General features: G+C 68.0%; 21 protein-coding genes. 19 read left to right on the forward strand and 2 right to left on the reverse strand.

Features of this window, described 5'->3' with window-relative positions; genetic code table 11:
• Window positions 1–375: 375 nt before the first annotated feature.
• The 5 genes from ABDZ66_RS07060 (at window position 376) to ABDZ66_RS07080 (ending at window position 6,910) form a co-directional block, all read left to right on the forward strand.
• Window positions 376–1,734, forward strand: coding sequence for an ROK family transcriptional regulator (locus tag ABDZ66_RS07060; protein WP_343757358.1), 1,359 nt, complete (start codon window positions 376–378; stop codon window positions 1,732–1,734).
• Window positions 1,731–2,966 carry an ABC transporter substrate-binding protein gene (locus ABDZ66_RS07065; protein ID WP_343757359.1) on the forward strand — a complete coding sequence of 412 codons (1,236 nt, stop codon included), beginning with the start codon at window positions 1,731–1,733 and terminating at the stop codon, window positions 2,964–2,966. The genes ABDZ66_RS07060 and ABDZ66_RS07065 overlap by 4 nt, the downstream gene beginning before the upstream one ends.
• Before the next feature lie 294 nt (window positions 2,967–3,260).
• Complete coding sequence (locus ABDZ66_RS07070) at window positions 3,261–4,385, forward strand: carbohydrate ABC transporter permease (RefSeq protein ID WP_343757360.1); 1,125 nt, start codon at window positions 3,261–3,263, stop codon at window positions 4,383–4,385.
• Entirely contained in the window at window positions 4,382–5,248 is an 867-nt protein-coding gene (locus ABDZ66_RS07075) for a carbohydrate ABC transporter permease (protein ID WP_343757361.1), read from the forward strand. Before ABDZ66_RS07070 ends, ABDZ66_RS07075 begins: the two co-directional genes overlap by 4 nt.
• Window positions 5,249–5,761: 513 nt before the next feature.
• On the forward strand, window positions 5,762–6,910 hold the full coding sequence (locus tag ABDZ66_RS07080; protein WP_343757362.1) for a sensor histidine kinase: 1,149 nt from the start codon (window positions 5,762–5,764) through the stop codon (window positions 6,908–6,910).
• Here the strand turns inward: ABDZ66_RS07080 and ABDZ66_RS07085 are convergent.
• Window positions 6,855–7,577 carry a DUF4279 domain-containing protein gene (locus tag ABDZ66_RS07085; RefSeq protein WP_343757363.1) on the reverse strand — a complete coding sequence of 241 codons (723 nt, stop codon included), beginning with the start codon at window positions 7,575–7,577 and terminating at the stop codon, window positions 6,855–6,857. The two genes, ABDZ66_RS07080 and ABDZ66_RS07085, sit on opposite strands and share 56 nt — an antisense overlap.
• A 137-nt stretch (window positions 7,578–7,714) precedes the next feature.
• On the opposite strand from ABDZ66_RS07085, the gene ABDZ66_RS07090 reads away from it, so the two are divergent.
• From ABDZ66_RS07090 to ABDZ66_RS07155, 14 genes are all read left to right on the forward strand, one after another.
• Window positions 7,715–8,050, forward strand: coding sequence for an NADH-quinone oxidoreductase subunit A (locus tag ABDZ66_RS07090; protein WP_343757379.1), 336 nt, complete (start codon window positions 7,715–7,717; stop codon window positions 8,048–8,050).
• A gap of 97 nt (window positions 8,051–8,147) precedes the next feature.
• Window positions 8,148–8,684 carry a NuoB/complex I 20 kDa subunit family protein gene (locus ABDZ66_RS07095; RefSeq protein WP_055362413.1) on the forward strand — a complete coding sequence of 179 codons (537 nt, stop codon included), beginning with the start codon at window positions 8,148–8,150 and terminating at the stop codon, window positions 8,682–8,684.
• Complete coding sequence (locus tag ABDZ66_RS07100; RefSeq protein WP_343757364.1) at window positions 8,672–9,409, forward strand: NADH-quinone oxidoreductase subunit C; 738 nt, start codon at window positions 8,672–8,674, stop codon at window positions 9,407–9,409. Before ABDZ66_RS07095 ends, ABDZ66_RS07100 begins: the two co-directional genes overlap by 13 nt.
• Window positions 9,410–9,548: 139 nt before the next feature.
• The gene (gene nuoD, locus ABDZ66_RS07105) at window positions 9,549–10,718 is read left to right on the forward strand and encodes an NADH dehydrogenase (quinone) subunit D (protein WP_343757380.1); all 1,170 of its coding nucleotides are present in this window, start codon (window positions 9,549–9,551) and stop codon (window positions 10,716–10,718) included.
• Window positions 10,719–10,764: 46 nt separating this feature from the next.
• A complete protein-coding gene (nuoE, locus tag ABDZ66_RS07110; protein WP_343757365.1) occupies window positions 10,765–11,379 on the forward strand; it encodes an NADH-quinone oxidoreductase subunit NuoE in 615 nt (204 codons plus the stop codon).
• On the forward strand, window positions 11,376–12,719 hold the full coding sequence (nuoF, locus tag ABDZ66_RS07115) for an NADH-quinone oxidoreductase subunit NuoF (protein WP_343757366.1): 1,344 nt from the start codon (window positions 11,376–11,378) through the stop codon (window positions 12,717–12,719). The genes nuoE and nuoF overlap by 4 nt, the downstream gene beginning before the upstream one ends.
• A 103-nt stretch (window positions 12,720–12,822) precedes the next feature.
• Entirely contained in the window at window positions 12,823–15,003 is a 2,181-nt protein-coding gene (gene nuoG, locus ABDZ66_RS07120) for an NADH-quinone oxidoreductase subunit NuoG (RefSeq protein ID WP_343757367.1), read from the forward strand.
• Window positions 15,003–16,166, forward strand: coding sequence for an NADH-quinone oxidoreductase subunit NuoH (gene nuoH, locus ABDZ66_RS07125; protein ID WP_343757368.1), 1,164 nt, complete (start codon window positions 15,003–15,005; stop codon window positions 16,164–16,166). Before nuoG ends, nuoH begins: the two co-directional genes overlap by 1 nt.
• A 90-nt stretch (window positions 16,167–16,256) precedes the next feature.
• The gene (gene nuoI, locus ABDZ66_RS07130) at window positions 16,257–16,793 is read left to right on the forward strand and encodes an NADH-quinone oxidoreductase subunit NuoI (protein ID WP_343757369.1); all 537 of its coding nucleotides are present in this window, start codon (window positions 16,257–16,259) and stop codon (window positions 16,791–16,793) included.
• 115 nt (window positions 16,794–16,908) lie between these two features.
• Window positions 16,909–17,529, forward strand: a complete 621-nt coding sequence (locus tag ABDZ66_RS07135) for an NADH-quinone oxidoreductase subunit J (RefSeq protein WP_343757370.1) — start codon at window positions 16,909–16,911, stop codon at window positions 17,527–17,529.
• Entirely contained in the window at window positions 17,529–17,831 is a 303-nt protein-coding gene (nuoK, locus tag ABDZ66_RS07140; protein WP_343757371.1) for an NADH-quinone oxidoreductase subunit NuoK, read from the forward strand. The genes ABDZ66_RS07135 and nuoK overlap by 1 nt, the downstream gene beginning before the upstream one ends.
• Window positions 17,832–17,841: 10 nt before the next feature.
• Entirely contained in the window at window positions 17,842–19,764 is a 1,923-nt protein-coding gene (gene nuoL / locus ABDZ66_RS07145) for an NADH-quinone oxidoreductase subunit L (protein WP_343757372.1), read from the forward strand.
• Complete coding sequence (locus ABDZ66_RS07150) at window positions 19,761–21,203, forward strand: NADH-quinone oxidoreductase subunit M (RefSeq protein ID WP_343757373.1); 1,443 nt, start codon at window positions 19,761–19,763, stop codon at window positions 21,201–21,203. The genes nuoL and ABDZ66_RS07150 overlap by 4 nt, the downstream gene beginning before the upstream one ends.
• Before the next feature lies 1 nt (window position 21,204).
• A complete protein-coding gene (locus tag ABDZ66_RS07155; RefSeq protein WP_343757374.1) occupies window positions 21,205–22,653 on the forward strand; it encodes an NADH-quinone oxidoreductase subunit N in 1,449 nt (482 codons plus the stop codon).
• Window positions 22,654–22,918: 265 nt separating this feature from the next.
• Here the strand turns inward: ABDZ66_RS07155 and ABDZ66_RS07160 are convergent, their stop codons facing one another.
• Entirely contained in the window at window positions 22,919–23,821 is a 903-nt protein-coding gene (locus ABDZ66_RS07160; RefSeq protein ID WP_343757375.1) for a transposase, read from the reverse strand.
• Window positions 23,822–24,380: the final 559 nt, after the last annotated feature.

Consider the following 24,380-nt stretch of genomic DNA (forward strand, 5'->3'; position numbering starts at 1 on the left):
ACTCCACACCCGGCAGTCGCCTGCGCTCCCACGCTCCGGGTCGCATCCACTCGGATGGAATGGTCGGCAGACCATTCCATCCGAGTTCGTATGAGGATGGGTGTGTCTGCTGGTGTGGACGGGGAAGGGCCGGCGGGGTCCGGGGCCTTCGCGGAAGATGTCTAGACGAGTGGAACCGGTTTAGTTAATTCGTTTGTTTGACAAACAAAAAGGCCGACGCGCAAGATGACTTCACACAGGATTCATCTTTCTGCCAGCAGGGCAGCCGTGACCGACGGCCCCACCTCCCGCTGCGCAGCGTTCCGGCCCACCCCCTGCCAGGGTGCTGGCCGTCCCGTCCGGCCCACGGCCGGTTCCACCCCGAGGTTGCCCCACATGATCCGCGCCGAACACCCCACCCCGGACACCCTGGACCTCGCGGCCATCCGCGCGCGGCACACCCTGCTGCTGCTCGGCCTGCTGTGGGACCGGGACCTGGCCCGTGTGGACATCGCCCGCGAACTGGGCCTGTCCCGCAGCGCCATCAGTTCCATCGTGACGGAACTGATCAGCGTCGGCCTGGTGCAGGAGGTCGGCACGCGCGGCAGCGGCGGCGTCGGGCGGCGCGCCACCCTCCTGAACCTCAACACCCGCGCCGCCGCGCTCCTCGCCATCGACCTGGGCGCCAGCCACGCCCGCGTGGACGTCCTGGACCTGCACTGCCAGAGCCTCTCCAGCCTGACCGTCCCGCACGACATCGTCAGCGGCCCGCAGGCCACCTACGCCCTGCTCGGCGCCCTGAGCGCCCAGGCCATGCGCGCCGCCGGCATTCAACCCGCGCAGATCGCCCTGGTCGGCATCGGCGTGCCCGGACCGGTCGACCACCACACCGGCCGGGTCGTGCAGCCCCCCAACATGCCCGGCTGGGACGGCGAGAACATCCGCGAGGCCCTGCAGAACCTGCTGCACCTCGAGGTCCTCGTCGACAACGACGCCAACCTGGGCGCCCTGGCCGAGGCCCGCTTCGGGGCGCACCGCGGCACGCAGGACCTGATCTACGTCAAGGCCGCCACCGGCATCGGCGCCGGCGTCCTGCTGGGCGGTCGCCTCCACCGGGGCGCACGCGGCGGCGCCGGCGAGATCGGGCACATCAGCATCAACGAGCAGGGCCCGGTCGGCCGCAGCGGCAACCCCGGCAGCCTCGAAAGCTACGCCGCCGCGCAGGTTCTCGTCACGCTGGCCCGCGACCTGCGGGCCGCCGGCACGCCCAGCCGGCTTCCGGAACCCATCACGCTCGACGGACTGCTGGCCCACGCCAGCACCGACCCGCTGGCCCGCGCCGTCTGGGAGGAAGCCGGACACCACCTGGGCGTCGCCATCAGCACCACCCTGAACCTGTTCAACCCGCAGGCCGTGGTGATCGGCGGCCGGCTCGCGCAGGCGGGCGACGTGCTGCTCAGCGCCATCCGCGCCAGCGCGCAGGGCCGCACCATGCGCATCAACGTGGACCGCACCCGCATCGACCTGGGCACCCTCGGCGGGGACGCCGGCGTGCGCGGCGCCGGCGCCATGATGCTCGACTCGCTGTTCACGCCGCGCGGCCTGCCGCACCTGTACGGCATTGCCCGCATGGCGCAGAACTCCCGCGACATCTCGGCCAGTCACGCCCGGCCGGCGGGTCCGTCTCCACCCAGACCCGGCGAAGTGCTCAGCCCCCACCCGACCCGTCCCGTTTCTCACGGAGGAACACCATGAAAAAAGTCCTGTTGATCGCCGCCGCCCTCGCCGTCACCACCAGCGCCTCCGCTGCTGGCAAGCTGGAGATCTTCTCCTGGTGGTCCGGCGATGAAGGTCCCGCCCTCGAAGCCCTGATCAAGATCTACAAGGCCAAGTACCCCTCGGTCACCGTGGACAACGCCACCGTTTCCGGCGGGGCCGGCACCAACGCCAAGGCCGTCCTGAAGACCCGCATGCTGGGCGGCACGCCCCCCGACTCCTTCCAGGCGCACGCCGGCCAGGAACTCATCGGCACCTGGGTCGTCGCCGGGCGCATGGAAGACCTGAGCGGCCTGTTCAAGAGCGAAGGCTTCGACAAGGTGTTCCCCAAGGACCTGATCAGGCTGATCAGCCAGGGCGGCAAGATCTGGAGCGTGCCCGTCAACGTGCACCGCAGCAACGTCATGTGGTACAACCCCGCCAAGCTGAAGGCCTGGGGCGTCACCGCACCCAAGACCTGGCCCGAATTCATCAAGACCTGCTCCACCCTGAAAGCCAAGGGCGTGGCCGCGCCACTGGTCGTCGGTGAGAACTGGACCCAGCAGCACCTCTGGGAGAGCGTCATGATCGGCACGCTCGGCGCGCAGGGCTGGGAGAACCTCTGGTCCGGCAAGATGAAGTTCACGGACCCCAGGGTCGTGGGTGCGTTCACCACCTTCGGCAAGGTCATGGACTGCGCCAACAAGGACGCCTCGGGCCTCAGCTGGCAGCAGGCCAGTGACCGCATCATCGACGGCACCAGCGCCTTCAACGTCATGGGCGACTGGGCCGCCGGGTACTTCACGACCACCAAGAAACTCGCCCCGAACACCGGCTTCGGCTGGGCGCCCGCCCCCGGCACCACCAAGACCTTCGTGATGCTCGCCGACTCCTTCGGCCTGCCCAAGGGCGCCAAGGACCGCACGGAAGCCCTGAACTGGCTGAAAGTCCTGGGCAGCAAGGCCGGACAGGACGCCTTCAACCCCCTGAAAGGCTCCATCGCCGCGCGCACCGACAGCGACCTGAGCAAGTACAACACCTACAGCCAGAGCGCCGCCAGGGACTGGAAGAGCAACAAGATCGTCGGCAGCCTCGTGCACGGCGCCGTCGCGCCCGAAAGCTTCACCAGCGCCTTCGGGGCCGTGATCGACCAGTTCGTCGCGAGCAAGAACAGCGCCGCCGCGGCCGCCGCCGCGCAGCAGCTGGCCGTCCGCGCCGGCATCAGCAAGTAACCCGCCCGTCCGGGCCCCCACACCGGGGGCCCGGGCCGGATGCGGATCACGGTTCCCCAGCTGTCTGTGGGTTGTGGGTTTCAGGTCACGCGGGAACACGCCCGCCCCCTGAGCCCGCAGCCCACACCCCTTGGGGCCGGCCGCGCAGTCCCTGCCCCGGAACGGAAGCGCTTCAGCACGGCGCGCGGCCGGTCACGTGTCACGATCATGTCACCAGCGGTCAGGACGCCCCGCCCCACCCTGTTCACTGGCAGGCACGGCCAGCCCCGGACCCGCCAGAAAGGAGGCCCGATTTTGAAAGGCCTGAGTAAAGATCGCCTGTGGTCCATCGCCGTCCTGGCGCCCAGCATCATATTGATCGCCGTGTTCGTGTACGGCTTCATTGCCCGCAGCGTGTACGTCAGCATGACCGACTGGGGCAACGACCCCGCCCAGGCGCTGGCCCTGGACCCCATCATCCGCTGGGTGGGCCTCGCCAACTACCAGGAGCTGTTCAGCGGCTTCCTGCAGGGCCGCTTCCGGCAGGAGATGATCAGCACCATCTTCTTCACGATCTTCTTCATCCTCGGTTGCCTGGGCCTGGGCCTGGGCCTCGCGCTGATCCTGGACCGCAACCCGAAAGGGGAGGGTCTGTGGCGCACCATCTTCCTGTTTCCCATGAGCCTGTCGTTCATCGTGACCGGCACCATCTGGCGCTGGATGCTGCAACCCCAGGGCGGCCTGAACCAGGCCCCCACGCTGTTCGGCGCCCAGCCGGGCACCTTCGGCTGGCTGAGCAGCAGCGACGCCATCCTGAAATTCGACTGGAACAAACTGCCGCTCCTGACCGCCAGCGTGGTCGGCGTCGTCCTGATCGTCATGGCCGTCCGCGCCGCCCGCAGCGGCGACCGCACCCGCACCCTGGTCGCGGCCGTCTGCGCCGCCATCCTGATCGTCTGGGCGCTGCTGATCGGCCCGAACGTGAAGATGCTGCCCGCCCCGGAACTGCACGGCTTCAACCTCGCATTGATCGGCATCATCATCGCCGCCGTGTGGCAGATGAGCGGCTACACCATGGCCCTGTACCTCGCGGGCCTGCGCGGCATCCCGGAAGAACTCCGCGAGGCCGCGAAGGTCGACGGCGCGAACGACCTGGGCCTGTACCGGCACGTGATCTTCCCGCTGCTGGCACCCATCAGCCTGTCGGCCATGATCGTGCTGGGCCACATCAGCCTCAAGATCTTCGACCTGGTGTACGCCATGGCCGGCCCGGACAACCTGGCCACCAGCGTCCCCGCCCTGAACATGTACCTCACCAGCTTCCGGCAGAACCAGTTCTCGCTGGGCGCGGCGATCGGCACCATCCTGCTGATCCTGGTGGCGTTCGTGATCGTTCCCTACCTCGCTTCCCAGTTCAGACAGGAGGATGGTCACGCATGACCAGCGCCCCCGCCAAGGCCGTCCCGGCCCCCACCACCCCCCGCAAACCCGTCCAGCCCGGCCGGATCCTCATGTACGCCCTGCTGGTCGTGGCCGCCCTGTTCTTCCTGGTGCCGGTGTACCTGCTGTTCGCCACCGCCCTGAAAAGCCCGGACGCCATCAACCTCGCCACCACCTGGCACTGGCCGGCCGCGCTGAACTGGGCCAGTTTCGGTGAGGCGTGGGGCAAGATCGGCGGGAACATGCTCAACAGCCTGTTCCTGGCGGTGGTCGCCACGCTGCTCAGCGCCCTGCTGGGCAGCCTGAACGGGTACGCCCTGAGCAAGTGGAAGTTCCGCGGGGCGAACACCCTGTTCGCGCTGATGCTGTTCGGGATGTTCATCCCGTACCAGGCGGTGCTGATCCCGCTGTTCCAGTTCATCAAGTCCATCGGCCTGTACGGCAGCATCTGGGGCCTGATCCTGGCGCACGTCGTGTACGGCATTCCCATCACCACGCTGATCTTCCGGAACTTCTACGCCGACGTGCCCGACGCGCTCGTCGAGGCCGCCACCATCGACGGCGCGGGCTTCTGGAGCATCTACCGCCTGGTGATCTTCCCGATCAGCATTCCCGGCTTCGTGGTCGTGATCATCTGGCAGTTCACGCAGGTCTGGAACGAATTCCTGTTCGCCGCCACCCTGACGAACACGACCTCTCAGCCTGTCACGTACGCCCTGTCGCAACTGGCGGGCGGGCAGGCGGTCAGCTGGAACCTGCCGATGGCCGGCGCGATCCTGGCGGCGCTGCCCACCCTGCTGGTGTACATCCTGCTGGGCCGGTACTTCGTGCGCGGCCTGCTGGCCGGGTCCGTCAAGGGCTGATACGGACTCCGATTGAATGGCTGACAAAGCCGTTCAATCCGAGCGGATGCGGCTCGGAGAGCTGCTCCGCAGAGGAGGAGCTGGGCGGGTTCCGGACGTGGAGTTGACAGATCGGTGGTGTTCCGATCTGTCAGCGAAACAAACGGCAGTCCGTATCACACGGACTGCCGATGGAACGGTCTACCGAAACCGTTCCATCGGGGCGGATGCGACCCGGAGCGCTGCCCCGCAGAGGAGGAGCCCAACGGACGGACGGGTGTGGAGCGGGCAACCCGGCGCTGTTCCGGGGTGTTCATGAAACGGACGGCAGTCCGCATCCGCCAGCCCGGGCGGATGCGCGTGGGCGGCAAGCGGATTCCGGCATGTCGACGGGGCGCGGCGCCGCGCACCCACGGGCCACTGCGTTCCCACCACGCGGGGCGGTGCGGGGGACGCCGGCAGCCCGGGCGGAGCGGCACCTGTGGTTTACGCACGGCCGGCCGCGAGGCACGCGGGGTACACTCAGGGCACTTCATGACGACTACAGAGACCCTGAACGTGTTCGTCGTCGCCGCGGACCCCGACCGCGCGCTTCAGCTGCGGCCGCTGCTTCCGCGGGCCGCCGTGCATCACATTCCGGACGCGGAAACGCTGCTGCGCGAGTCGCACGTGACCGTCCCGGACGTGGCGCTGCTGCACACCAGCACGCCCGGCGTGCCGCTGCATCAGGTGCTGCCCATGCTGCGCCAGCGTGCCGAGCTGGCCGGAACGCAGTGGCTGGCGGTGGGCACGCAGGGGCTGGGAGAGATGCTGGCCGCCGGTGCGGACGCCCTGATCAGTGACGGCACGCCGTCCGAGGCGCTGGCGCTGCAGGTGCGGACCATGCTGGGGCGCGCGCAACAGCACCGTGAAGCGCAGGGGCGCGTGACGTCCCTGCAGCGCCGCATGGACACCTGGGAGCACGAGGAGCGGGTGCGTGACCAGCTGGTGCACATGCTGGTCCACGATCTGAAGAACCCCATTGCGGCCGTGATGGGCCTGCTGGAAATCGTGCAGGAGGACCCGCGCGTGCCCGAGGACAACCGCGAACTGCTGAAAGTCGCGCGGGACGAGACGCAGCACCTGCTGCACCTCGCGGTGAACATGCTCGACGTGCGCAAGATCCAGGCAGGCAAGATGAACCTGAAACGTGAACTGATGTTCACGCCGATGTTCCGCGAGGTGATCGAGCAGGCGCGCGGGGACGTGGGCAGCGGCCTGCGGGAACGCCACGTGCGGGTGGAGATCGAGCCGGACCTGAGTCCCGCGAGTGCCGACCCGGAAATCCTGCGCCGGGTGCTGGCGAACCTGATCAGCAACGCGCTGAAGCACACCACGACCGGCGGCGTGATCACCATCCTGGTGCGGGGCATTCCGGACGGCGTGCAGGTCCTGGTGCGCGACGATGGCGAGGGCATCCCGGCCGATGACATCCCGAACCTGTTCGCGGCGTTCGAGCAGTCCCGCCTGACCCTGCACGGGCGGTTCGATACCGGGATGGGACTGGCGTTCTGCAAGCTGGCGGTCGAGGAGCACGGAGGGACGATCCGGGTGGAATCCGAGCGGGGCAAGGGCGCGACGTTCATCTTCACGCTGCCGTTCGCGCAGGACAACGAGGACGACGATTTCGTGGAACTGGTGTAATCGGGTAGGGGGGAGGCGGCTGCTCAGGGCACCTCGGCCAGGGCTGGACCACCGGCGTGCAGGTCGATGTCCAGGCCCGCGCCGAGCTGAGATCCTCCCGCCCGATCGGCACGCCCCACAGCTGTTCCGCGTAACCGCGGTACCCGACCGTCACGTTGACGTCGCAGGTGGCTCCCAGCGCCCGGATGCGCGGCGCGGCCCCCTGCGTCAGGTCCAGCAGTCGCGTCAGCTTGTCCTCGAACTCGCCGGGGTGGTCACCTTCGGGGCAGAGGGTCCAGCGGGTGAACGTCCGGCGTGATGGGCTGAAGCCGGGTCGTGTCCATTCGTCCCCGACACTCCAGGCGTCCGTGGGGTCCAGCCCGGTGGCACGGGTGATGTCGTCGGGGCCGAGCGTCTCGCTGACGATGGACAGCGCCACCCGTGCGCGCGCTGAAGCTCGCGTGCCCAGAATCTCCCAGCCGTCCGGTGTGGCGCGCACCATGACCACCAGGAAATAGTCCTCGTCCTGCGGCCTGAAGTGCACCTGATGCACGTCACCGTCCAGCAGGACGCCGTGAACGCGCGGTTCGCCGTCGGTGTGTTCGAGAACGTGCGCGGCGAAGAACTGGGTGGTGGGCTGATTGTGGCTGCGTGTCGTGTGAACCGTGATAAAACAGGGGCGTACCAACAGTTTGGAAGTGCAGTTCGTTTCAGGACTTCTCTTTTTTTCCAGATCCTAGTGCCGTTTTTCACGAGCAGTGCGGAGTGAAGGGCGGCGCAGATGCAGAAAGGAGACCGACCATCGAATACGCCAACTTCGTCATCATGCTGCTCGTCGCGCTCGGCATCGGCATCATCGCCGTCATCGCCAGCGCCCTCCTCGGCCCCAAGAAGGGCAGCCGCGCCAAACTCATGGCCTACGAAAGCGGCAACGACCCCGAACACGGCGGCGTCGGCACCGGCCAGCGGTTCCCGGTGCACTTCTACCTCGTCGCCATGCTGTTCATCGTCTTCGACATCGAAACCGCCTTCTTCTACCCGCTGGCCGTCGCCTACCAGAAACTCATCCCCTTCGCCTTCTTCGAGGCCATCACCTTCGTGCTGCTGCTGCTCGTCGGGTACGTCTACGTGCTGAAGAAGAAGGTGCTGGAATGGGCCTGACGCACGCAGAAAGCAGAAGGCAGATGGCTGATGGCCTGAAGACTGCGGGCTATCTGCCATCAGCCATCTGCCATTGGCCCCAACCGGAGGTCGTCCCATGCCGCTAAAGGAACTGTTCGAGAAGGACTGGCAGGAACTGGAATCCGAGGGCATCCTGTTCTCCAGCCTGGAGAAGCTGGTCGCGTGGGGGCGCAGCAACAGCCTGTGGCCCGCGACATTCGGGCTGGCGTGCTGCGCCATCGAGATGATGAGCTCCACCGACGGCCGCAACGACCTCGCCCGCTTCGGCAGCGAGGTGTTCCGCGCCTCTCCCCGGCAGGCGGACGTGATGATCGTCGCCGGCCGCCTGAGCAAGAAGATGGCCCCGGTCATGCGCCGCGTGTACGACCAGATGCCCGACCCCAAATGGGTGATCAGCATGGGCGCCTGCGCCAGTTCGGGCGGCATGTTCAACAACTACGCCATCGTGCAGAACGTCGACAGCGTGGTCCCCGTGGACATCTTCGTGCCCGGCTGCCCCCCGCGCCCGGAGGCGCTGATCTACGCCGTGATGCAGTTGCAGAAGAAGGTGCGCGGCGAGGCCTTCGACCAGTTGGGCCATCAGCTGCCCATGGTGGACGCATGGACCCGCTGAAACCCGCAGACGCGAAACCCATGGGCCGCGAGGGCGTCGCGCAGTCCAGCACCAGCGCCGCGCCGGTCGTCACGCCCGCTGCCGCACCTGCACCCGCTGCGTCCGCTCCGGCCGCGCCCAGCCGCGACGTGACGAGCCGCGACGTGACCGGCCTGATCGCCGAACTGGGCCTGACCGAGGACCACGCCGCCGAACCCACCGCCCTCGTCACGCCCGGCGACCTGCTGCGCGTGGCCCACGCCCTCAGGGAACGCGGCTTCATGCTGATGGACACCGTCGGCCTGGACTACAGCACCTACACGCAGCCCCGCCCCAAACGCTTCGCGGTCCTGCACAACCTCTACCACCCGCGCGACCACCGAAGGGTGTTCCTGCGCGTGTGGCTGGACGACGGCGAGACCCTGCCCAGCCTGTACCCGGTCTGGCGCGCCGCGAACTACCTGGAACGCGAGGTGTACGACCTGATGGGCGTCACCTTCACCGGGCACCCCGACCTGCGCAAGGTCCTCACGCCCGACGACCTCGAAGGACACCCGCTGCGCAAGGACTTCCCGCTGGGCGAGACGCCCACCCTGTTCCGCGACGGCCGGTTCCTGGATCCCGCCGCCTTCCGCGCCGGCCTGACCGGACGCGACGCGGGCCTCACCGGCTACCGCGGCGAACTCCGACGCGGCCGGGGCGACGACCGCACGCCGCCCGTCATGCCGGAAGGAGGCCCCAAGTGATGTCGATACTCGACAGGAACAGGGTGATGGAACAGGCCCGCGAGGTCATGCCGTCCTCCATCAACCGTCCCCCTTCAATCCTGCCCCTCACCGGAGGTGCGCCGTGACCACCGCCCCCGAACGCCCCGCCGCAGGGCAGATGCACACGCAGATCATGAGCCTGAACGTCGGCCCGCAGCACCCCAGCACGCACGGCGTGCTGCGGCTCGTGGTGGACATGGACGGCGAGTACGTCGTGAAGGTCACCCCGCACATGGGCTACCTGCACACCGGCTTCGAGAAGACCTTCGAGAACCGCACGTACCAGCAGGGCGTCACGTACGCCCCCCGCACCGACTACCTGCACTGCTTCGGGCATGAACTCGCGTACGTCCTGAGTGTCGAGAAACTCCTCGGGGCGGACGTGCCCGAACGCGCCACCACGGTGCGCGTCATCCTGCACGAACTCGGGCGCATGCACAGTCACCTCGTGTTCGTCGGGACCGGCCTGCTGGACCTCGGGGCCATCACGCCGTTCTTCTACGCCTTCCGCGAGAAAGAAGCCCTCCAGGACCTGTTCGAGGCGGTGTGCGGGTACCGCATGAACCAGGGGTACTTCCGCGTGGGTGGCCTCAGCCGCGACATCCCGGACGACTGGGCGCCCCGCGTCGAGAAGTTCCTCGACCAGATGGAACGCGGCGTCGCCGAGTACACCACGCTGTTCGCGCAGAACCCCATCTTCCTCGACCGCGCCAGGGGCGTGGGCGTCATCCCGCCCGAGGTCGCCCTCGATCTGGGTCTGACCGGACCCAACCTGCGTGCCAGCGGCGTGCCCCTCGACCACCGCAAGGACAACCCCTACTGCGGCTACGAGAGTTACGACTTCAACGTTATCACCAGCACCGACGGTGACAGTCTGGCGCGGTTCAACATGCGCCTCCTCGAATTCGGCGAGAGCATCAGGATCGTCCGCCAGGCCCTGAAACGCCTGAAGCCCGGCCCGGTCAAGGACCCCAACCGCAAGATCAGCCTCCCACCCCGCCACGAACTCGAAACGAGCATGGAAGCCGTCATTCACCACTTCAAACTCGTCACCGAGGGCTTCCACCCGCCCCTCGGTGAGGTGTACGTCCCGGTCGAGAGTGCGCGCGGCGAGGTCGGGTACTACATCGTGTCCGACGGCGGCTCCATGCCGTACCGCGTGAAGATCCGGGCGCCCAGCTTCGTGAACCTCCAGGCGCTGGAGTACGCCTGCGTCGGCGCGCAGTTCGCGGACCTCATCACGATCCTCGCCACCATCGACCCCGTGCTGGGCGACGTGGACCGCTGAGCCGGGCCGGTTCCCGACGTTCTCTCAATCAAGGAGTGCAGCCAATTTGAGTTACTTCGCTGAGAAACAACCACTGGTGGCGGATATCTTCAGCCGTTACCCGGATTCGCCGCAGGGCCGCCGCTCGGCGCTGATGCCGCTGCTGCGTGAGGTGCAGGACGCCGAGGGGTTCGTGTCCGAATCTCGCATGGCCGAGATCGCCGCATTGTGCGGCACGACGGCGACCGAGGTGCGTTCGGTGATGAGCTTCTACTCCACGTACCACACGCTCCCCACGGGCAAATACCACCTGCAGGTGTGCAGCACGCTGATGTGCGCGCTGGCCGGGTCGGACGAGCTGTGGGATCACCTCGTGGAGACGCTGGACGTGCAGCCGGGCGAGGTCAGCGCGGACGGGCGGTTCAGCGTGCAGAAGGTCGAGTGCCTGGGCTCGTGCGGCACCGCGCCGATGATGCAGATCAACGACGACGGGTACTACGAGAACGTGGGGCCGTCGAAGTGCGCGCGGATTCTGGCGTCGCTGCGAAACGACCTGCAGCCGCTGCCGGACAACCCGGTGCCGGTGACGGTGGGCGCGGACGGACGGCAGGTGCTGGCGACCGGGCAGGCGGTCGGGGCGAGCGTGACGGGCCTGCACCGCCTCCCGGGGGGTGAGGCGTGACCGCCACGGCCCCCACCCCCCCGAAGCCGATCACGAGCGCCAAGGATCCACGGTTCGCGCCGACGCTGTACGCGCACGTCGGGCAGGCAGAGAGCTGGACGCTCGACTACTACCGCCGCAACGGCGGGTACGAGCCGGTCAAACGTGCCTTCGCGATGGGCCCGGACGCCGTGATCGAGGAAGTGAAGAAGTCCGGGCTGCGCGGGCGCGGCGGGGCGGGCTTCGCGACGGGCCTGAAGTGGTCGTTCATGCCGCTGAACGACGGCAGGCCGCACTACGTCATCTGCAACGCGGACGAGTCCGAACCCGGTTCCTTCAAGGACCGTTACCTGCTCTCGGAGGACCCGCACCAGCTGATCGAGGGCATGATCATCGCCGCCTTTGCCATGCGCGCCTCGGTGGGGTACATCTACATCCGCGGGGAGTACGTGCACGCCGCCGAACGCCTCTGGGCGGCCATCCACGAGGCACGCGAGGCGGGACTGCTGGGGCAGAACATCCTGGGCAGCGGCTTCGACTTCCAGCTGTACGTGCACCGGGGCGCCGGGGCGTACATCTGCGGCGAGGAAACCGCGCTGATGAACTCGCTGGAGGGCCTGCGCGCCAACCCGCGCCTCAAACCCCCCTTCCCGGCAGCGGCGGGCCTGTACGGCCTGCCGACCACCATCAACAACGTCGAGACGTTCTGCGCCGCCACGCAGATCCTGCGCTACGGCGCGGACTGGCACGCGGGCATGGGCACCGAGAAGAGCAAGGGCATGAAACTCTTCCAGATCTCCGGCCCGGTCGCGCGGCCCGGCGTGTACGAACTGCCGCTGGGCACCACCTTCCGCGAACTCATCTACGACTGGGCGGGCGGCCCCCTCGAGGAGATGAAGGCCATCATCCCCGGCGGGAGCAGCTGCCCCATGCTGCCCTGGACCGACGCCATTCTCGACACGCCCATGGACTACGAGGCGATTGCCGCCGCCGGCAGCATGCTCGGTACCGGCGGCGTCACGCTGATCCCGAAGGCGGACTGCATCGTGAACGCCACCTGGAACCTCGTGCGCTTCTACGGCCACGAATCCTGCGGCAAGTGCACGCCCTGCCGCGAGGGCATCAGCTCCTGGATGACCCGCATGTACCAGAAACTCGTCACCGGACGCGGCCAGCCCGGCGACGTGCAGCTCATCCTGGACATGAGCGACAACATCGGCGGCCGCTCCTTCTGCGCGCTGGCCGACGCCTGCCTCGGCCCGGTCCTGAGCTCCATCAAACACTTCCGCGAGGAATACGACGCCCTGGCCACGACGCAGCAGCCGCTGTACCCGGCGCGGCGGCGCTGGAGGGACGCATGAACGGGCAGATGGCATACGGCAGAAGGCAGATGGCGCAGATGACGACGGATTTGATCCCTGGCCTTCAGCCTTCAGCCTTCTGCGCCGACCGAAGGGAGGCCCTGTGAAAGTTCACGTGGATGGAATCGAAGTCGAACTCCCGGCGGGCACCAGCGCGATCGACGCAGTGTTCCAGTCGGGCGGGGACGTGCCGTACTTCTGCGCGCACAAGTACCTCTCGCCGGTGGGCGCGTGCCGCATGTGCCTCGTGGAGTCCGGCTCGCCCCGCAAGAACCCGGACGGGTCGTTCGTGATGGAAGGGGAGGGGGACGCGGCCACGCCGAAGATCTTCTGGTTCCCCAAACCCATGGCGTCCTGCACCATGCAGGCGACCGAGGGCATGCACATCCGCACCGCGAAGACATCGGAGGTCGTGGCGAAGGCGCAGGCGGGCATGATGGAGTTCACGCTGCTGAACCACCCGCTGGACTGCCCCACCTGCGACAAGGGCGGCGCGTGCGAGTTGCAGGACCGCGCGTTCGAGTACGGGTACGGCGCGAGCCGCTTCGGCTTCGACCGGCGGCACGCCGATAAGCACTACCCGCTGTCCGAGTTCGTGATCCTGGATCAGGAGCGCTGCATTCACTGCAAGCGGTGCGTGCGGTACTTCGAGGAGGTGCCGGGCCAGGAGGTGCTGGACTTCATCGAGCGGGGCGGGCATACCTTCATCGACACGCAGGAGGGCGGGCTGCCCACGGGCTTCTCCGGGAACATCACGGACATCTGCCCGGTGGGGGCGCTGCTGGACAACGTGGCGCGCTTCCGGGGCCGCAACTGGGAGTACGACCATACGCCGACCACCTGCACGCTGTGCCCGGTCGGGTGCAGCATCACGGTGGACGCCCGCAACGGCCGCCTGGAACGCATCGTGGCGGGCGAGAACCGCGACGTGAACGAGGCGTGGATCTGCGACGCGGGCCGTTTCGGGCACGTGTTCGCCAGCGAGGAGCGCCTGACCACCCCCCTGATCCGCGACGAGGACGGGCAACTGGTCCCGGCCACCTGGGACGCCGCGATCGACGCCATGAAGCGCGGCTTCTCGGGCATGCGCACGGCGGACGTGGCGCTGTACCTGGGCGCGGACAGCACGCTGGAGGAAGGCGCGGCGCTGGAGGCCCTGGCGGCCGCGACGGGTGCCCGCAGCGTGGATCACGCCCCCCGCTACGAGGTGAGCGTGACGGCGCCGCAGGCGACCCTGACGGACGTGGCGACCGCCGACGCCGTCGTGGTGATCGGCGCGGACCTGGGCGAGGAAGCGCCCGTGCTGGAACTGCGGATTCTGGAGATGCTGCGCGGCGGCCTGATCCCGCCCGAGTTCGCGCACGGCACGGCCATCGCGGACCTGCGCCTCGTGGAACGCCCCGCCCGCCGGCCCGAGCGGCTGGCCGTGATCGGCCAGGAGAGCCGCCTGTGGGCGCACGCCGGACACCGCGTCGGCGCGAACGGCAGGGGCGCCCTGGCACGCCTGACCCACCCGGACACCGATGAACTCCGGGCCGTCCTGGCCCTGCTGGAGGGGGCCGAGCGTCCCGTGATCATCCTGGGCGCAGACGTCCTGAACGGCGCGAGCGGGTCGTTCAGCGCGAACCTGTCGGACCTCGCCGCCCGCACCGGCGCGAAGGTCATCGCCATTCCAGCCGCCGCGAACAGCCGGGGGCTCGCGGCCCTGAACCTCGTGCCGCGCTCGGGCGGCCTGCCGGTCTCGCGGGCGCAGGAGGCCGCGGCGGCGTTCATCAGCCGCCTGGACCCCGGCGTGCGCGCCGCGGGCTTCACGGTCGTGCACGACACCCACCTGACGGCCACCGCCCGCCTCGCGGACGTGGTCCTGCCCGCCGTCACGAACTACGAGAAGCGCGGCACCGTGCAGAACCTCGAGGGTCGCCTGCTGCCCCTGCACCCGGCCGCCATCCAGAGCGGCGAGGCCGCCGACCTGATCCGTACCCTGACCGCCCTGGCCGAGGCGCTGGGCGTGAAGGCCCCCGCGCGCGGGCTGCGCGGCGCGCAGGCGCTGCTGGCCGACCGGGTGGGCCTGAACCTGAGCGACCTGCCCGCACGCGGCGCGCTGCACACCTTCCACCAGACCTACGCGGGTCCCGCCGCGCCGCACACGCCGAAACTCTGGACGGAGCGCATGCACGCCCGGCGGCTCACCTGGGTGGACCGCATCGAGGAACTCGTGCAGAGCGACTGGCAACTGCCCGTGACGCCCGCCACGCCGCCCGCCCGCGCCGGAGGGGACGACTGATGCCGGACCTGATCGCCACCCTGCTGATCTCGCTGCTCAAGGCCGTGCTGGTCGTCCTGGGCCTGCTGACCACCTTCGCGTACATGACCCTGATCGAGCGGCGCCTGCTGGGCCGCATGCAGCTGCGCCCCGGCCCGAACCGCGTCGGACCCATGGGCCTGCTGCAACCCGCCGCCGACGCCATCAAGAGCATCTTCAAGGAGGATCTGACCGTCACCCTGGCCGACAAGCTGGTGTACACCCTGGCACCCATCATCGCGATCGGCATGGCCCTGACCGCCTTCGGGGGCCTGCCCGCCGGACCCGCCGGGAGCCTCTTCGGCGAGAACCCCTGGGTGTACAACCTCGACACCGGCATCCTGGCGCTGCTGGCGCTGACCAGCATGGGCGTGTACGGCATCTTCCTGGGCGGCTGGGCGTCGGGCAGCAAGTACCCGATCCTGGGCGGCCTGCGTTCAAGCGCGCAGATGATCAGCTACGAGCTCGGCATGGGCCTGAGCCTGCTGGGCCTGCTGATGATCGTCGGGACCACCTCCTTCCACGGGATCGTGGCGTGGCAGGCGCAGAACGGCGCGCTGATCCTGTTCCAGGCGCTGGGGTTCGCGCTCTTTCTCATCTCCTCGTTCGCGGAGACCAACCGCACGCCGTTCGACCTGCCGGAAGCCGAGCAGGAGATCGTCGCCGGGTACCTCACCGAGTACTCCGCGATCAAGTGGGCGCTGTTCCAGATGGCGGAGTACGTGAACATGATCACCGCGTCCGCCGTCATGGCCACCCTCTTCTTCGGCGGCTGGAAGGGCCCGCAGTTCCTGAACGCCCTGATTCCCGGCGTCAGCGACTGGCCGCTGATCTGGCTGATCGTGAAGATCGCGTTCTTCCTGTTCCTGTTCATCTGGGTGCGCGCCACCCTGCCCCGGCTCCGTTACGACCAGCTGATGCGTTTCGGCTGGAAACTGCTGCTCCCGCTGGCCCTGGCGAACACCGTCATGACCGCCGCGTTCCTGGCGTTCCGTGGCACGGGTGGCCTGTGGTTCCTGGGCGTCCTGAGCCTCGCCGGACTGCTGGCCCTGCTGATTATGAGTGACCGCGTGCGCGTCCTGTGGAACCAGCCCACCGTGCGCTCCCCCGAGGACCGCGACCTCGTGCGCGCCGGAGGCGACTGATGCGGGGGTGCGCGGTGCTGGAGCCGCAGCCTGCCTCCCACCCACTGCCCACTTTCCACTCCCCGCTTCCCACCCACAAAGGAGCCAACCATGGGCGTTCTTGAGATTGCCAGGGGCATGGGCGTCACGCTGGGGAAACTGTTCCAGAAACCCGTGACCGTCAGTTACCCCGAACAGCGCGCCACGCTGCAACCCCGTTTCCGTGGGCGGCACGTCCTGACCCGCCACCCCGGCACCGGACTGGAGAAATGCATCGGTTGCTCGCTGTGCGCCGCCGCCTGCCCCGCCTACGCCATCTACGTGGAGGCCGCCGAGAACGACCCGGCCAACCCCACCGCGCCCGGCGAACGCTACGCGAAGGTGTACGAGATCAACATGCTGCGCTGCATCTTCTGCGGCATGTGCGAGGAAGCCTGCCCGACCGGCGCGGTCGTCATGGGCAACGAGTTCGAGATGGCCGACTACCGCGCCGGCGATTTCGTGTACGCCAAGGAAGACATGCTGGTCGGCGTGACCGGCAGCCTCCCGCAGCGCCGCGAGGCCGCCCGCAGCGGCAAACCCGTCCGGCTGGGCTTCCAGCTCGAAGGGCCGCCCCGCGCGGAACTGGAAGGAGTGACGTACCCGTGAGAGTCGATGGTCGATGGTTGAAAGTCGATGGTTGTCCTGCGCCCCGCGCCCCGCGCCCGGTGTGCCTCCCACTGCCTACTCCCCACACCCCACTCCCCGTGGCCGGAGGCCGCGCATGATGCTGGCGTTCATCCTGCTGGGTGCGCTGGCGATCGTGGGCGGCGTGATCACCATTGCCGCGAAGAACGCGGTGCACGCGTCGCTGGGGCTGGTGGGCACGCTGCTGTGCGTGGCGGGCCTGTTCGCCACGTTGAACGCGTCGTTCCTGGCGGCGACGCAGGTGATCGTGTACGCGGGCGCGGTGATGGTGCTGTTCCTGTTCGTGATCATGCTCCTGAACGCGAACCAGCCGGTCACGGAACGCGACCCGGTGCCGTACGTGCGGGAACTCGCCGGGATCGGCGGGACGCTGCTGGCCGGGGCGTTCGTGGTGCTGGCCTTCACCTATAAAGACCCGCGCCCGCTGGCCGAGGGGGCCGGGGCGCTGCGCGGCGGGTCCGCGCTGGTGATGGGGGAGACCCTCCTGACGCGCTTCCTGCTGCCCTTCGAGGCGGTGAGCATCCTGCTGCTCGTGGCGATCGTGGGCGCGGTGGCGCTCGTGCAGCGCCCGGCCCCGCAGCCGGACGGCGTGCCGGACGAACTGGAGGAACCGGTGGGGGCCGCGCGTGAGGAGCGTGTGCCGGCGCCGCGCGTGGCGGCCCCGGCCCTCATGAGTGAAGGGGAGGTGCGTGCCTGATGGTGCCCACCACCTTCTACCTGGGCCTGTCGGGCATCCTGTTCGCGCTGGGCATGATCGGCGTCCTGACGCGCCGCACCGCGATCATGGTGTTCCTGAGTGTGGAACTGATGCTGAACGCCGCGAACATCGCGCTGGTGGCGTTCGCGCGTTCCTGGGGCGACCCGACCGGTCAGACGGCCGTGTTCATCGTGATGACGCTGGCCGCCGCCGAGGTGGCGATCGGGCTGGCGATCATCGTCGCGATCTTCCGTAAACGCGAGACCACGAACGTGGACGATCTCGCCGCGTTGAAAGGCTGAGTGGCAACCTGTGGATAGTCTTCCTGCTCTGTACCTGCTGCCCCTGCTGCCGCTGCTGGGCTTCACGCTCCTGATGGTGCTGCCCCGCCTGTTCCCCGGCAAGACCGGGGGCTGGCTGGCGACCGGGATGGTCGGCGCGGCGTTCGTCGTGGCGGTCATCCGTTACCTGAACCAGGGTGCGCCCGCCCATGAGGTGCTGTGGACGTGGCTGCCGAACATGGCGCTGAACGCGAACCTGTCGGTGGGCTTCTGGCTCGATCAACTCTCGGCCCTCATGGCTCTGATCATCACGGGCGTGGGCTTCCTGATTCACCTGTACTCGATCTCGTACATGGGTCACGATCCGAAATTCACGCGTTTCTTCGCGTTCCTGAACTTCTTCGTGGCGATGATGCTGATCCTGGTCCTCGCCGACTCGTACCCGCTGATGTTCGTCGGCTGGGAGGGCGTGGGCATGGCGTCGTACCTGCTGATCGGCTTCTGGTTCAGTGGCCGGAACAGCGAGGCGGGTGACGCGCAGGTCCGCGCCGCCAGCGACGCCGAGGCCGTCAGCAACTCCAACGCGGCGCGCAAGGCGTTCATCATGAACCGCATCGGGGACCTGGGGTTCATGCTGGGCATGTTCCTGCTGTTCAAGCTGTACGGCACCCTCAGCATCCCCGAACTGGCCGAGCGGGTCGAGGGCGCGCAGGTCGCGCAGGCGGGCATCGAACTCGCCTGCCTGTTCCTGCTCGTCGGCGCGGTCGGCAAGAGCGGCCAGCTGCCCCTGACGACCTGGCTGCCGGACGCCATGGCGGGCCCCACGCCCGTCTCGGCGCTGATCCACGCGGCGACCATGGTCACGGCCGGCGTGTACCTCGTGGCGCGCAGCCACTTCCTGTACGACCTCGCGCCGAACGCCAGCCTGTGGGTCGCGTGGGTGGGCGGCCTGACCGCGCTGTACGGCGCGCTGTCCGCGCTGAACCAGTCGGACATCAAGAAGATCCTGGCGTACTCCACCGTGTCGCAGCTGGGGTACATGTTCCTGGCGGTGGGTCTGCACGCGTACTCGGCGGGCGTGTTCCACCTGCTGACGCACGCGTTCTTCAAGGCGCTGCTGTTCCTCGCGGCGGGCGCCGTGATCCACGCGCTGCACGAGGAGCAGGACGTCCGGAAGATGGGCGGCCTGCACAGGTTCATGCCGTTCACGCACCTGGTGTCCGTGGCGGGCGTGCTGGCCATTGCCGGGATTCCGATCTGGAGCGGCTTCTTCTCCAAGGACGCGATCCTGGCCGCCGCCTACGAGCAGAACATGGCGCTGTACCTGATCGGGCTGGGCGTGGCGCTGCTCACCGCGTTCTACATGGGCCGCTGGTACTTCCTGGTGTGGCGCGGCGCGTACCGCGGACACGGCCACCCGCACGAGGCGGACACCCTCACGAAGATCCCGCTGGGCGTGCTGGCCGCGCTGGCGACCCTGGCCGGGTTCCTGAACATCCCCACGTTCCTGGGCGGCAAGCATGCCTTCGACGACTACATCGGCCGCGCGATCCCGCTGCACGCGCACGAGATCCCCGTCAGTACCGAGTGGCTGCTCACGGTCCTGGCCGTCCTCGCGGGCGTGCTGGGCCTGGGCTGGGCATTCCTGGCACACCGCCGCAGCGCCCTGGCGACCGGCCCGCTGGGTGAACTCAGCCGCAACAGCCTGTACCTCGACGCGCTGTACGACGGCGTGATCGGCAATCCCAGCCGCGCCGTCGCGGGTGCGCTGGACACCGTGGACCGGGGCACCGACGGCGCCCTGAACGGCATTGCCCGCAACGCCAGCGGTCCCGGCGGGCTGTTCACGCTGTGGCAGAGCGGCTTCGTGCGCGCCTACGCCGTCAGCATGTTGCTCGGCACGGCCGGCATCATCGGCTACTGGGCCCTCAAGACCATTGGAAGTGGCGCATGACCTTCACCGACTGGCTCCCCACCCTCATGATCTTCCTGCCCCTGCTGGGCAGCCTGCTGCTGCTGGTCACGCCGAAAACCTTCCGGGACGAGGTCGCGGGTTTCATTGCCGCCCTGACGATCGGCGCGGGCCTCGCCATCTGGCGCGGCGGCGGCTCGGAACTGTTCCGCTGGGACTGGATTCCGCCGCTGGGCATCACGTACTCCGTGCAGCTGGGCGGCGTGAGCCTCGCGCTGGCGCTCGTCACGGCGTTCATGTCGTTCATCGCGATCCTGTACGCCGCGCGCCGCATCCCCAACCCCGGTCCGATGCTGTCGCTGATCCTCGCCATGGAGACCGGCCTGATCGGCATCTTCGCCGCGCAGGACCTGATGCTGTTCTACGTGTTCTTCGAGGACGCCCTGATCCCGGCACTCCTGATGCTGGCCATCTACGGCAAGTCCGGGCGCATGGCAGCCCTCACGAAATTCGCGGCGTACACGCTGTTCGGCAGCCTGCTGATGCTCGTCAGCATCATCGGCGTTCGCTACATCGGCGGCAGCCCCACCTTCGCCATGACCGACCTGAAACAGAACCTCGTGCAGGGCAGCGCCCAGACGTGGCTGTACCTGGGCTTCCTGGCCGCCATGGCCGTCAAGCTGCCGCTGTGGCCCATGCACGCGTGGCTGCCGGACTTCCACGAGCAGAACCACGACAGCGGCATCCCCGACGTGATGGGCACCCTGTACAAGGTCGGCGGGTACGGCCTGTTCACCTTCGCCATCCCGCTGTTCCCGGACGCCAGCCTGGAACTGCGCCCCATCCTGATGGGTCTGGCTGCGTTCACGGCGCTGTACGCCGCCTGGATCGCCTTCGGCCAGAAAGACTGGAAACGCCTGCTGGCCTACGCCGGCCTGAGCCACATGGGCTTCGTCGCGCTCGGCGTGTTCTCCCTGAACGAGACCGCCGTGATCGGCGCGATGTACCTGCTGGCCTTCCAGAACCTGTACACCGGCGCGCTGTTCCTGGCAGTCGGCATGCTGCAGGAACGCATCGGCAGCCTGGACACCCGCGTGGGCGGCGTCATGACCCAGGCGGGCGCGCTGGGCGGCCTGACCATGGCCCTGTGGTTCGCCAGTATCGCCGTGCCCGGCATGGCCGGCTTCATCGGGGAGTTCAGCATCCTGCTCGGCGCGTACCAGGTGTTCCCCTGGCTGGCGTTCATCGCGGGTGTCACCACCATCGCCGCCGCCGCGTACGCCCTGACCGCCTTCCAGACGACCTTCTGGCAGGCCCGGCCCGCCGGGGCCGTCCGCGTGCCGGACCTCGTGCACACCGAGTGGCTGATCCTGACCCTGCCGCTGGCCGTGGCCGTCCTGTTCGGCGTGTACTCCGCACCCGCCCTGAACCTCATGCAGCCCGCCGTGCGCGCCGTCCTGAGCGCCCTGGGAGGCAACTGACATGCTCCAGCCACCCGAAGTCACCCTGACGCCGCTGCTGCCCGTCCTGATCGTGCTGGCCGGGGCGCTGTCCAGCACCCTGCTGGGCTTCTGGGTCAGCCGCCGCACCCTGACCTTCATCAACCTCGCCGCCACGCTGCTCTCGGCCATCAGCCTCGGCACCCTCTGGAACCGGGGCGTCAGCTCGTTCGGCGGCAGCCTCCAGGCCGACAACGCCGCGCTGCTGCTGGCCTTCGTGATCCTGACCGGCACCCTCATGACCCTGCTCGTCACGCTCGACACCGCCTGGCGCGCCCGCGTGTCCTTCCCGGAATTCGACGCGATGCTCATGTACGCCGTGACCGGCTGCCTGCTGATCGCTTTTTCCGGCGACCTGATCGTCCTGCTGATCGGCCTGGAAATCATGAGCCTCAGCTCCTACGTGCTCGCCACCCTGCAGGGCTCCCGCCGCGCCGAGGAAAGCGGCCTGAAGTACTTCCTGCTCGGCGCGGCCGGCAGCGCCGTCCTGATCTACGGCATCGCCTTCGTGTACGGCGCGACCGGCAGCCTGAAGTACGCCGCGATCTCCGAGAAGGCCAGCGTCCTGACACCCGAGAACACCGGCATCCTGGTCGGCGGGGCGCTGCTGCTGCTGTGCGGCTTCGCGTTCAAGGTCGCGCTGGCCCCCTTCCACCAGTGGACGCCGGACGTGTACGGCGGCGCGCCCACCAGCGTCAGCCTGTTCCTGAGCACCGTCGTGAAGGTCGCCGCGTTCGCCGGGATGCTGCGCGTCTTTTCCGGCGCGCTGAACGGCGCGCCCGGCTGGCACTCCGTCCTGCAGGTCCTGATCGCCGCGACCCTGATCGTCGGGAACCTCGCCGCGCTGCGCCAGATGAACTTCAAACGCATGCTGGCGTACTCGGCCGTCGCGCACACCGGCTTCCTGGCCATGGCGCTGCTCGGCACGCCCCAGGCGGGCGGCGCGGCGCTGGCGTACTACCTGCTGGTGTACACCCTGATGACCGCCGCCGCGCTCGCCATCGTCGCCGCCCTGCAACGCAGTGAGGAAGGCTTCAGCATCACCGACATGCGCGGCCTGTACTACCGCCACCCGGCCTATGCGGTCGCGCTCGCCGTGTGCCTCGCCTCGCTGGCCGGCCTGCCACCCTTCGCGGGATTCTTCGGCAAGTACCTGGTGTTCCAGGCGGCCTTCCAGAACGGCTACGAGTGGCTCAGTGTCCTCGCGGCGCTCACCAGCGTCGCCGCGCTGGTGTACTACCTGCGCCCCGCCGCGCTGATGTTCATGCCCGACCGCACCCCCGCCCGCGAGTACGGCCTCGGGCAGCGTGCCCCCACCACCCTGGCGGTGGCGCTCGGCGTGGTCGGCGTGACTGCCCTGGGCCTCCTGCCCAACATCTGGTACGGCTGGGTCGCCAACCCCGCCATCTGGACCCTGCTCGTCGGACGGTGAGGGAGGCGTAGGGCCGTTCTCCGAATGGAGGCATCGGAAGTCTTTTCTTCCGATGCCTCCATTCTCTGCGGCGCCGCTCCAGCCCGTCCTGCCCGTCTCATACGGATTCCGTTTGTTTCGCCGACAATCCGGAACTTCACCGGATTGCCGGCTCCACGTCCGGAACCCGTTTTTCTTCCACTCGCTTCGCTCGGATTGAAAGGGCTTTGCAGCCCATTCAATCGGAGTCCGTATCATACGGGTTCCGCTGGGAGCCTGACATAAGTCATGAGAAACCCTGAATGACGTTCCAGCCGATCGGCGATCGTCGACGACGTGACGGTTCAGGGTCACTGGCCTGGGAGAGGCGCAGCCTCTCCAGGACTGGTGTTCGACGTGTCAAGGCCTGGCGAATGGCGCGCAATCCCAGCTGCGCATAACTCAAGCCCCGTGCCCAGTGTGGATCGACCTCCCGCCGTTTCCCTTGCTCCGTGACGGCCGTTCCCTCGCTCAAGGCCATCAGGTACGCCATGCCCAGCACGCACCAGAGTTTCTCCAGTTGGTGCGCCTGATTCAGGCGCGTGTCCTCGAGGTTGAAGACCCCGCTCTTCAGGTCGAGGAATCCTTCCTCGACCTGAGTACGTTGGTGATACTCCGCGAATGTTCGCGTGTGACAGGGCTGACTACTCACGATGAACCAAGGATCACGTTGTCCAAAAGGCCGCACTGCCGCGATGTTCACGGGCCCGTACCTCTGCCCCGTGACGTACACCCCATGCCGCACGATCAACTGACCGTGGTGACTGAGCTGTGACTGAAATTGCCCCAAGGACGTTCCGTCCTGATCAAAGAGGTGGATGGGACCTTTGCCGCGAATCATCCACTGCCATCCGAAGGTGGTGAAGTCGCCCATCAACGTGTGATCAAGGAAGCCCCGGTCTGCACAGATGCAGACCTCTTCGACCTGTGGCAAGTGGACGAGCAGGCACTGGACGCTGGCGAGCACAGGGTAGATTTCCTGATTCCCCACCGTCGAACTACCATGACGGATGACGCGCCAGGACAACGGTATGGCACGCCCCCGGTAGACGAGGGAGACGCAGATCACGCACCAGCGTTTGAACAGGAGGGTGGTGTCCAGGGCGAGGGTGATGCGCGCATCACCCCAGTCACGCAGTGCGACCTGCATGAGGTGTTGGTAGACCGCGCGCCAGGGGACGCTGGAGGACGTCAGGGCGCGCAGGAATCGTCGTTCATGACTCTGCGCGTATCGAGCTCGGGAGACCACGAAAGGAGCACCACGCGGCTGGGTGAGGGACGCAGCTCAGGAGGAGACCGGCGACCATCCAGGCGAACGTTCGGGCATGTCGCTGATCCGACCATGGAGCAGTTCGGAGGAGGGCGAAGATGCGGTGGAATAGAGTGGAGGCGTCCCCGTCGGTGTGCTGTTCTTGTGTCATGACAGCTCAAGAATGCCCCGTCGGGGGCATTCTCATCTGTAGTGTCAGGCTCCCAGCGGGTTCCGTTTGTTTCGCCTGCAATCCGGAACTTCACCGGATTGCCGACTCCACGTCCGGAACCCGGTTTGCTCCTCCTCTGCGGAGCAGCTCTACGAGTCGCATCCGCTCGGATCAAGAGTTTCCACGGGCGAGAGAACAGCGACCAGCACGAAGGCCCAGGAGGCAGGGGCTTGAAATTCCCCGGTCTCATGGGCCTTGATGCGAAGTGACTATGCCTCGCACGCCCAG

This window comes from Deinococcus depolymerans (genome assembly GCF_039522025.1).
In the GTDB taxonomy this organism is placed as follows: Bacteria; Deinococcota; Deinococci; order Deinococcales; family Deinococcaceae; genus Deinococcus; species Deinococcus depolymerans.